This window comes from Pseudomonas sp. HMSC065H01, assembly GCF_001815235.1.
GTDB lineage: Bacteria > Pseudomonadota > Gammaproteobacteria > Pseudomonadales > Pseudomonadaceae > Pseudomonas > Pseudomonas aeruginosa.
The window spans coordinates 34,344-43,521 of the sequence record NZ_KV819873.1 but is presented as its reverse complement, the minus strand read 5'-3'; the positions used below and the strand labels follow the sequence as shown (position 1 = coordinate 43,521).

The window sequence follows — 9,178 nt, the reverse complement described above, 5'->3', positions numbered from 1 at the left end:
TGGTGGACGACGCCATCGTGGTGGTGGAGAACATCGCCCGACGCATCGAGGAGGGCGATCCGCCGATCCAGGCGGCGATCACCGGCGCCCGCCAGGTCGGTTTCACCGTGCTGTCGATGACGCTCTCGCTGGTCGCGGTGTTCATCCCGCTGCTGCTCATGGGCGGCCTCACCGGACGGCTGTTCCGCGAGTTCGCGGTGACTCTCTCGGCGGCGATCCTGGTGTCCCTGGTGGTATCCCTGACCCTCACGCCGATGCTCTGCGCGCGTCTGCTGCGTCCGCTGAAACGGCCCGAAGGCGCTTCCCTGGCGCGGCGCAGCGATCGCTTCTTCGCCGCCTTCATGCTGCGCTACCGCGCCAGCCTGGGCTGGGCGCTGGAGCACTCGCGGCTGATGGTGGTGATCATGCTGGCCTGCATCGCCATGAACCTCTGGTTGTTCGTGGTGGTGCCCAAGGGCTTCCTCCCGCAGCAGGACTCCGGGCGCCTGCGCGGCTACGCGGTGGCCGACCAGAGCATCTCGTTCCAGTCCCTGAGCGCGAAGATGGGCGAGTACCGCAAGATCCTCTCTTCCGATCCGGCGGTGGAAAACGTAGTCGGCTTCATCGGTGGCGGCCGTTGGCAGTCGAGCAACACCGGTTCGTTCTTCGTCACTCTCAAGCCGATCGGCGAGCGCGACCCGGTGGAGAAGGTCCTCACCCGGCTGCGCGAGCGGATCGCCAAGGTGCCCGGCGCGGCGCTCTATCTCAACGCCGGCCAGGACGTGCGCCTGGGCGGCCGCGACAGCAACGCGCAGTACGAATTCACCCTGCGCAGCGACGACCTGACCCTGCTCCGCGAATGGGCGCCGAAGGTCGAGGCGGCGATGCGCAAGCTGCCGCAGCTGGTGGACGTCAACAGCGACTCCCAGGACAAGGGCGTGCAGACCCGCCTGGTGATCGACCGCGACCGCGCGGCGACCCTGGGGATCAACGTGGAAATGGTCGACGCGGTGCTCAACGACTCTTTCGGCCAGCGCCAGGTGTCGACCATCTTCAACCCGCTGAACCAGTACCGGGTGGTGATGGAGGTCGACCAGCAGTACCAGCAGAGCCCGGAGATCCTCCGCCAGGTCCAGGTGATCGGCAACGACGGCCAGCGCGTGCCGCTGTCCGCGTTCAGCCACTACGAACCGAGCCGGGCACCGCTGGAGGTCAACCATCAGGGCCAGTTCGCCGCCACCACGCTGTCCTTCAACCTGGCACCGGGCGCGCAGATCGGCCCGACCCGCGAGGCCATCATGCAGGCCCTGGAGCCGCTGCACATCCCGGTGGACGTGCAGACCAGCTTCGAGGGCAACGCCGGCGCGGTGCAGGACACGCAGAACCAGATGCCCTGGCTGATCCTCCTGGCGCTGCTGGCGGTGTACATCGTCCTCGGCATCCTCTACGAGAGCTACGTGCACCCGCTGACCATCCTCTCGACCCTGCCTTCGGCCGGGGTCGGCGCGCTGCTCGCGCTGATCCTCTGCCGCAGCGAGCTGAGCCTGATCGCGCTGATCGGCATCATCCTGCTGATCGGCATCGTCAAGAAGAACGCGATCATGATGATCGACTTCGCCCTGGAGGCCGAGCGCAACCACGGCCTGAGCCCGCGCGAGGCGATCCTCGAGGCCTGCATGATGCGCTTCCGGCCGATCATGATGACCACCCTGGCCGCCTTGCTCGGCGCCTTGCCGCTGATCTTCGGCATCGGCGGCGACGCCGCGCTGCGCCGGCCGCTGGGCATCACCATCGTCGGCGGGCTGATCGGCAGCCAGTTGCTGACCCTGTACACCACCCCGGTGGTCTACCTCTATCTCGACCGCCTGCGCCACTGGGTCAACCAGAAACGCGGCGTACGCACGGACGGTGCGCTGGAGACACCCCTATGAAACACACCCCCTCGTTGCTCGCCCTGGCCCTGGTCGCCGCCCTCGGCGGCTGCGCCATCGGCCCCGACTACCAGCGACCGGACCTGGCGGTGCCCGCCGAATTCAAGGAAGCCGAAGGCTGGCGCCGCGCCGAGCCGCGCGACGTGTTCCAGCGCGGCGCCTGGTGGGAGCTGTACGGCGACCAGACCCTGAACGACCTGCAGATGCACCTGGAACGTTCCAACCAGACCCTGGCCCAGTCGGTGGCGCAGTTCCGCCAGGCCGAGGCGCTGGTGCGCGGCGCGCGGGCGGCGTTCTTCCCGTCGATCACCGGCAACGTGGGCAAGACCCGCAGCGGCCAGGGCGGCGGCGACAGCACCGTGTTGCTGCCGGGAGGCTCGACGGTGAGCAGCGGCGGCTCTGGCGCGATCAGCACCAGCTACTCGACCAACCTCAGTGTCAGCTGGGAGGTCGACCTCTGGGGCAAGCTGCGCCGGCAACTGGAGGCCAACCAGGCGAGCCTGCATGCCAGCGCCGCCGACCTCGCCGCGGTGCGCCTCAGCCAGCAGTCGCAACTGGCGCAGAACTACCTGCAACTGCGGGTGATGGACGAACAGATCCGCCTGCTCAACGACACGGTGACGGCCTACGAGCGTTCGCTGAAGGTGGCCGAGAACAAATACCGCGCCGGCATCGTCACCAGGGCCGACGTGGCCCAGGCCCGCACCCAGCTGAAAAGCACCCAGGCCCAGGCCATCGACCTGAAGTACCAGCGTGCCCAGCTGGAGCACGCCATCGCCGTGCTGGTCGGCCTGCCGCCGGCGCAATTCAACCTGCCGCCGGTGGCGAGCGTGCCGAAGCTGCCGGACCTGCCGGCAGTGGTGCCGTCGCAATTGCTCGAGCGGCGGCCGGACATCGCCTCGGCGGAACGCAAGGTGATTTCCGCCAACGCCCAGATCGGCGTGGCCAAGGCCGCCTATTTCCCCGACCTCACCCTGAGCGCCGCCGGCGGCTACCGCAGCGGCAGCCTGAGCAACTGGATCAGCACGCCGAACCGCTTCTGGTCGATCGGCCCGCAGTTCGCCATGACCCTGTTCGACGGCGGCCTGATCGGCTCCCAGGTGGACCAGGCCGAGGCGACCTACGACCAGACCGTGGCGACCTACCGGCAGACCGTGCTCGACGGTTTCCGCGAGGTGGAGGACTACCTGGTGCAATTGAGCGTCCTCGACGAGGAGAGCGGGGTGCAGCGCGAAGCCCTGGAGTCGGCCCGCGAGGCACTGCGCCTGGCCGAGAACCAGTACAAGGCCGGCACCGTCGACTACACCGACGTGGTCACCAACCAGGCCACCGCGCTGAGCAACGAACGCACCGTGCTGACCCTGCTTGGCAGCCGCCTGACCGCCAGCGTCCAGTTGATCGCGGCAATGGGCGGCGGCTGGGACAGCGCCGACATCGAGCGGACCGACGAGCGGCTCGGCCGGGTCGAAGAGGGCCTGCCGCCTTCGCCCTGAGTTCTTCTCGCTGCCTGTTCCTGACGAATGCCTTTCCCCGCTATTGCGCTTGCATGACACACCGCCGTCCGCGTCTCGGCTAGAGTGCGGCGGCGGATGTGGAGGTGAATACGTGTCGGGGAAGTTTCCGGAAATGCCCTCGCGCCGAGGCTACTGGCTCGGCTGGTTGTGCCGCCTGGCCATGCTTGGCGGCGTCGCCGCGATGTTCTGGGCGCTGCTGCAATGCTTCGTCCTGCTGCACGGTGAACCGCCGCTCCAGCGCGCCCCGCTGCGGACGCCCTGGACCCTGCTGGCGCTCGGCCTGGCGCTGTTCCTCGCCGGTTTCTGCGGCGAGTACCGGCTGTGGCGGCGCCGCGCCGGTTGCTGAAACCGGCGTCAGGCAGCGCCCGTCGAAGGGAACAGCAGGCGCAGGTGGGTCTTCTGCTGCGGTACGCTTTCCGCTTCGGCGCGGCCGCCGTGGTAGGCCATGATCGATTGCACGATGGCCAGTCCCAGGCCGGTGCCGGCCTGGGCTCCAGTCTGGCGTCCGGCGCGGCGGTAGAAGCGCTCGAACAGGTGCGGCAGGTACTCCGGCGGGATGCCCGGACCGTCGTTGCTGACCCTCACCTCGGTGTGCCCCGCGCGTTCCCCGATCCGCACGTCGATGCGCCCGCCTTGCGGGGTGTGGCGCACGGCGTTGGACACCAGGTTGGAAATGGCGCGCTGGATCATCAGGTTGTCGCCGTGGGCGAAGCCGTTGCCGGACAGGCGCAGTTCGACGCCCTTGTCCTCGGCGACCATCTCGTACAGGTCGATGACCTTGGCCGCCTGCTCGTGCAGGGCGACGCAGCCGAACTGGGCCTGGATCGCCGGGTTGTCCACCTGCACCAGGAACAGCATGTCGGTGACGATCCGCGACAGCCGCTCCAGTTCCTCGGCATTGGACTCCAGGGCTTCGCGGTATGCCGCGCCGTCGCGATGCTGGCTGAGCAGCACCTGGTTGCGCACCAGCAGGTTGCAGATCGGCGCGCGCAGTTCGTGGGCCAGGTCGTCGGAGAACTGCGAGAGCTGGCGTACGCCATCCTCGAGGCGGCCGAGCATGTGGTTGAAGCTGCGGGCCAGGCTGTCCAGCTCGCGCGGCAGGTTCTGCTCGGGGATGCGGTAGGAGAGATCCTGCGGGCTGACCTGGGCGGCCACCCGGCGGAAGCGGTTCAACGGTTCGAGGCCGGCACGCACCACCCACCAGGCGGCCAGGGCGATCAATGGCAGGAGGAAGGGCAGGGCCAGCAGGGTGGCGCGGAGGAAACCGTCGAGCAGGCGCTCGTCGGCGTTGCGCTCGCTGCTCAGCAACACCTGTACCGGGGTGCCGTTCTTCATGCGCATGGAAGCGCCGATGCTCAGCAGGCGCTGGTCGTTGCCGGTGCTCCAGCTCTGGAACACCGGCTGGCGGGCGTCCGCCTGCAAGCGGGCGAGAAGCGCGCGGTTGGCCGCGACGCTGGCCGCGGCCTGGTCGCCGAAGCTCATCAGCGGCTGGCCGCTGCGGCTGTCGAGAATGCTCAGGTGCAGGCCGCTGTGCGCCACCAGTTGGTCCTGCAGGGCATGCGCCTGTACGGCCGGGTCGCTGCGCAGGTCGAGATCGTCTTCCAGGCTGTGGCGGATCTGCTCCAGCTTCAATTGCAGGTTTTCCCGCTCGCGGGCTTCCAGCTCGCGGCTGAGGTTCCAGTGCGCCATTGCGCCGAGCGCCAGGGCCAGCAGCGCGCCGAGGGCGCCGACCAGCAGGGCCAGGCGCAGCGACAGTCGGCCTGGTGGCGTCATCGGCGCGCTTCCAGGACGTAGCCGACGCCGCGAATGGTATGGATCAGCTTGAGGTCGAAGCCGTCGTCGATCTTCGCCCGCAGGCGGCAGATGGCGACTTCCACCACGTTGGAGTCGTTGTCGAAGTTCATGTCCCAGATCAGCGAGATGATCTGCGTCCGGGTGATGACGTCGCCGTTGCGCCGCATCAGCAGGTGCAGCAGGGCGAACTCCTTGGTCGTCAGGTTGATCCGCACCCGGCCGCGGAAGGCCCTGTGGCGGCTGGCGTCCAGCTCCAGGTCGGCGACCCGCAGGACGTCCTGCATCGGTGCCTGGTCGTGGCGGCGCAGCAGCGAGCGGACCCGCGCCAGCAGTTCGGGGAACTGGAACGGCTTGACCATGAAGTCGTCGGCGCCGAGATCGAGGCCGCGCACCTTGTCGGTCAGCCTGCCATGCCCGGTGAGCATCATCACCCGCGCGCTGCTGCGTTCGCGCAGGCGGCGGAGCAGGTCCCAGCCGTCGATGCCGGGCAGGTTGACGTCGAGGATCACCAGTTCGTAAGGGTGTTGCAAGGCCATGTGCAGGCCGTCGATGCCATCGTTGGCGCGGTCGACGATGTAGCCGCTTTCGGTCAGGCCCTGGTGCAGGTAGTCGGCAGTCTTGACTTCATCTTCGATAATAAGGATGCGCATGTTCGCCCCTATATAAAGTATGGATTCATTTGCAAGTAAATGTTTAAGTGCATTGCTATAAAGTTACATTGCGGGCGTTGCCTGGATAGAATCCTGGAAATGTAATTTCATATCGTTGCGCTGCTTCGATGATAATTATCGAATGACCGGGTAGTTCTCCCGGGAGTCCGCCTGAGAACTTTGGAAATGTCCGCGGCGCAAGCACCGCTGGGCGTGAGGGGCAATGCCTTTTGTAAGCGCATGTTGCTTTTGTCCCTATGTTTCATCCAACTATTGCCAGTCTCTTCGAAGGTTGCCGAAGTGTAACCGCTAATTGTCCGTGGAGAATATTCATTACCGACTTGTAATTCTTCCGTCACCTTGCCGATAAGCCCCGCTACCTAACATCTGCCGCATCCCGGAAGTGCAACTTCGAATATCGCCGGCGAGATATCGCCGATGAACGGTTGCGTGGTTCCGGGCCGGTAATGGATCGCCGTCGCCGACGACGATCAGCAGACGAGGAGCGGAACATGCCGATACTTCGGCCACTGGCCAGCGCGGGGAAACGCGCCTGCTGGCTACTGATGGGACTCTGCCTGGGCCTGCCGGCCCTGGCGAACGAGGCGCCGGTGAGTTTCAACGGTACTTCGATCAGCCTCGAGCAGGCGTTGGAGCGGGCCCTGCGGAGCAGCCCCGAGCTGGCGGCGGTGGGGCGCGAGACCGAGATCGCCAGCGGCGCGCGGCAGCAGGCCGGGCTGATCCCCAACCCGGATCTGTCCTGGAGCGTCGAGGACACCCGCCAGGGCAATCGCCAGACCAGCGTCAGCATCGCCCAGCCGCTGGAGCTGGGCGGCAAGCGCGGTGCGCGGGTGGAGGTGGCGAAACGCGGCAGCGAGATCGCCTGGACCCAACTGGAAGTCCGTCGCGCCGAACTGCGCGCCCAGGTCCGCGGCGCCTACTACGCGGCGCTGACCGCGCAGGAGCGGGTGCGCCTGGCGAAGACCTCCCTGGACCTGGCCAGGCGCGCGCTGCAGGCCGCCGACCGACGGGTCAAGGCCGGCAGCATCTCCTCGGTGGAACGGGTTCGCGCCCAGGTCCTGGCGGACAACGCCCAGCTCGACCTGAGCCAGGCGGAGCTGGAGCAGCAGCGCACCTATGTGCAGCTGTCGAGCACCTGGGACGAGCCGCAGCCAGGCTTCGCCAGGGTCGGCGGCGCGCTCGACGCGGTGCCGGCGAGCATCACCCGTGGCGCCTTGCTGCGCCATCTCGACGAGTCGCCGACCCTGCGCCTGGCGGCCCAGGAGGTAGCGCGCGGCGAGGCCCAGGTCGACCTGGAGAAGCGCCAGCGCATCCCCAACCTGACGGTCAGCATCGGCAGCAAGTACGACCAGACCGCCCGCGACGGACGTGGCGAACGGGTCAACCTGATCGGCCTGTCGATGCCGCTGCCGCTGTTCGACCGCAACCAGGGCAACATCTACGCCGCCCAGAGCCGCGCCGACCAGGCCCGCGACCTGCAGCGCGCGACCCTGCTGCGCCTGCGCAGCGAAGCGGTACAGGCCTACGACCAGTTGCGCACCTCGGAACAGGAGCTGGCGCTGGTCCGTCGCGACCTGCTGCCCGGCGCACAGAGCGCGCTGGACTCGATGACCCGCGGCTTCGAGATGGGCAAGTTCAACTTCCTCGACGTGCTCGATGCCCAGCGCACCCTGGTCGGCGTCCGTGCCCAGTACGTGCGCGCGCTGGACGCCGCGGCACAGGCGCGGGTGAGCATGGAGCGCCTGCTCGGCGAAGACATCGGCCACCTCGGCCAGTGAGATTTCCGGGGCGGGCCGCCGGCGCGCCCCCCGAACGGTTCGGGAGAACAGAATGGGCAAGAAGACGATTATCGCGGTGACCGCACTGGCACTGCTCGGCCTGGGCGGCGGCGCCTACCTGGAGCTGGGCGGGAAGGCGCCGGCCGGCGCCGGCGAAGCGGCCGCCGAGGGCGAGGGCAGCGGACCGCGCGGCGGCATGTTGTTGCGCCAGGGCGACCTGACCCTGGAACTGCTGGTGCCGGAGGACGGCAGCCCGCTCAAGGCCTGGGTCGAGCGCGGCGGCAAGGCGCTGGCGCCGCAGGAGGTGGTCCTCGGCGCCGACGTCGAGCGTGCCACCGGCGAGGTCGAGGACCTGCTGTTCAAGGCCAGCGGCGATGGCCTGGTGGCCAATGCCGGGATCGCCGAGCCGCATGCCTTCACCGCGCGCCTCAAGCTGATGGCCGGCAAGCAGGGCTACGACTTCGCCTTCACCCGCGAGGAGGGCAAGCTGGAGCTGGATGCCGAGCAGATCGAGGCCGCCGGCATCACCCTCGATACGGCGCGGACGATCAGCCTGGCCCAGGTGGTCTCGCTGCCCGGCGAGATCCGCTTCAACGAGGACCGCACCGCGCATATCGTCCCGCGCCTGCCGGGGATCGTCGACAGCGTGCCGGCCAATCTTGGCCAGGCGGTGAAGCAGGGCGAGCTGCTGGCGGTGATCAGCAGCCCGCAGTTGTCCGACCAGCGCAGCGAATTCGCCGCCGCCCAGCGCCGCCTGAGCCTGGCGCAGAGCACCTACAAGCGCGAGCAGCAGCTGTGGAAGGAGGGCATTTCCGCCGAGCAGGAATTCCTGCTCGCCCGCCAGGGTTTGCAGGAAGCCGAGATCGCGCTGAACAACGCGCGGGCGAAGATCGCCGCGCTCGGCGGCAATCCCAGCCTGCAGGGCGGCAACCGCTACGAGCTGCGCGCGCCGTTCGCCGGGGTGCTGGTGGAAAAGCACCTGACCCAGGGCGAGCCGGTGGACGGCACCGCCAACGTCTTCACCCTGTCCGACCTGTCCTCGGTCTGGGCCACCTTCAACGTGCCCGCGCAACTGCTCGGCCAGGTCCGCGTCGGCAGCAAGGTCAAGGTGCTCGCCCAGGCGCTGAATAGCGAGGTGGAGGGCACCGTGTCCTACATCGGCGACCTGCTCGGCGAGCAGACCCGCGCGGCCACCGCCCGGGTCACCCTGAGCAACCCCGAGAGCACCTGGCGCCCGGGCCTGTTCGTTTCCGTGCAGGTGGCCGAGGCGACCCGCAAGGAAGTCCTGACGGTCGCCGACGGCGCGGTGCAGAACGTCGACGGCGAGGACGTGGTGTTCGTCCGCGTGGCCGATGGCTTCGTGGTCCAGCCGGTCAAGCTGGGCATCAGCGACGGCCAGCGCGTCGAGGTCCTCGAGGGCCTGCGCGCCGGCAGCCAGGTCGCCGCCAGCGGCAGCTTCATCCTCAAATCCGAACTGGGCAAGGGCTCGGCGGAACACGGTCACTGAGTCC

Annotated in this window: 6 protein-coding genes and 1 pseudogene; 5 read left to right on the top strand and 2 right to left on the bottom strand. The window is 68.2% G+C overall.

The window, feature by feature from the left end; genetic code table 11:
* The 3 genes and pseudogenes from muxC to HMPREF3014_RS12795 form a co-directional block, all read left to right on the top strand.
* Positions 1-1,910 (top strand): annotated as a pseudogene (gene muxC, locus HMPREF3014_RS12805) (multidrug efflux RND transporter permease subunit MuxC); the annotation flags it as partial.
* A complete protein-coding gene (gene opmB, locus HMPREF3014_RS12800; protein ID WP_003089909.1) occupies positions 1,907-3,403 on the top strand; it encodes a multidrug efflux RND transporter outer membrane subunit OpmB in 1,497 nt (498 codons plus the stop codon). The pseudogene muxC and the gene opmB, both read left to right, overlap by 4 nt.
* A gap of 133 nt (positions 3,404-3,536) precedes the next feature.
* Positions 3,537-3,770 carry a hypothetical protein gene (locus HMPREF3014_RS12795; RefSeq protein WP_003113319.1) on the top strand — a complete coding sequence of 78 codons (234 nt, stop codon included), beginning with the start codon at positions 3,537-3,539 and terminating at the stop codon, positions 3,768-3,770.
* Positions 3,771-3,778: 8 nt separating this feature from the next.
* Here HMPREF3014_RS12795 and HMPREF3014_RS12790 read toward each other — a convergent pair whose 3' ends face one another.
* Positions 3,779-5,197: a sensor histidine kinase gene (locus tag HMPREF3014_RS12790; RefSeq protein ID WP_023087453.1), complete on the bottom strand. Its 1,419-nt coding sequence runs from the start codon at positions 5,195-5,197 to the stop codon at positions 3,779-3,781.
* Entirely contained in the window at positions 5,194-5,868 is a 675-nt protein-coding gene (locus HMPREF3014_RS12785; protein WP_003089900.1) for a heavy metal response regulator transcription factor, read from the bottom strand. Before HMPREF3014_RS12785 ends, HMPREF3014_RS12790 begins: the two co-directional genes overlap by 4 nt.
* A gap of 512 nt (positions 5,869-6,380) precedes the next feature.
* On the opposite strand from HMPREF3014_RS12785, the gene HMPREF3014_RS12780 reads away from it, so the two are divergent.
* Together HMPREF3014_RS12780 and HMPREF3014_RS12775 are read left to right on the top strand one after the other, a co-directional pair.
* The gene (locus HMPREF3014_RS12780; RefSeq protein ID WP_023087454.1) at positions 6,381-7,667 is read left to right on the top strand and encodes a TolC family protein; all 1,287 of its coding nucleotides are present in this window, start codon (positions 6,381-6,383) and stop codon (positions 7,665-7,667) included.
* Positions 7,668-7,719: 52 nt separating this feature from the next.
* A complete protein-coding gene (locus tag HMPREF3014_RS12775) occupies positions 7,720-9,174 on the top strand; it encodes an efflux RND transporter periplasmic adaptor subunit (protein WP_023087455.1) in 1,455 nt (484 codons plus the stop codon).
* Positions 9,175-9,178: the final 4 nt, after the last annotated feature.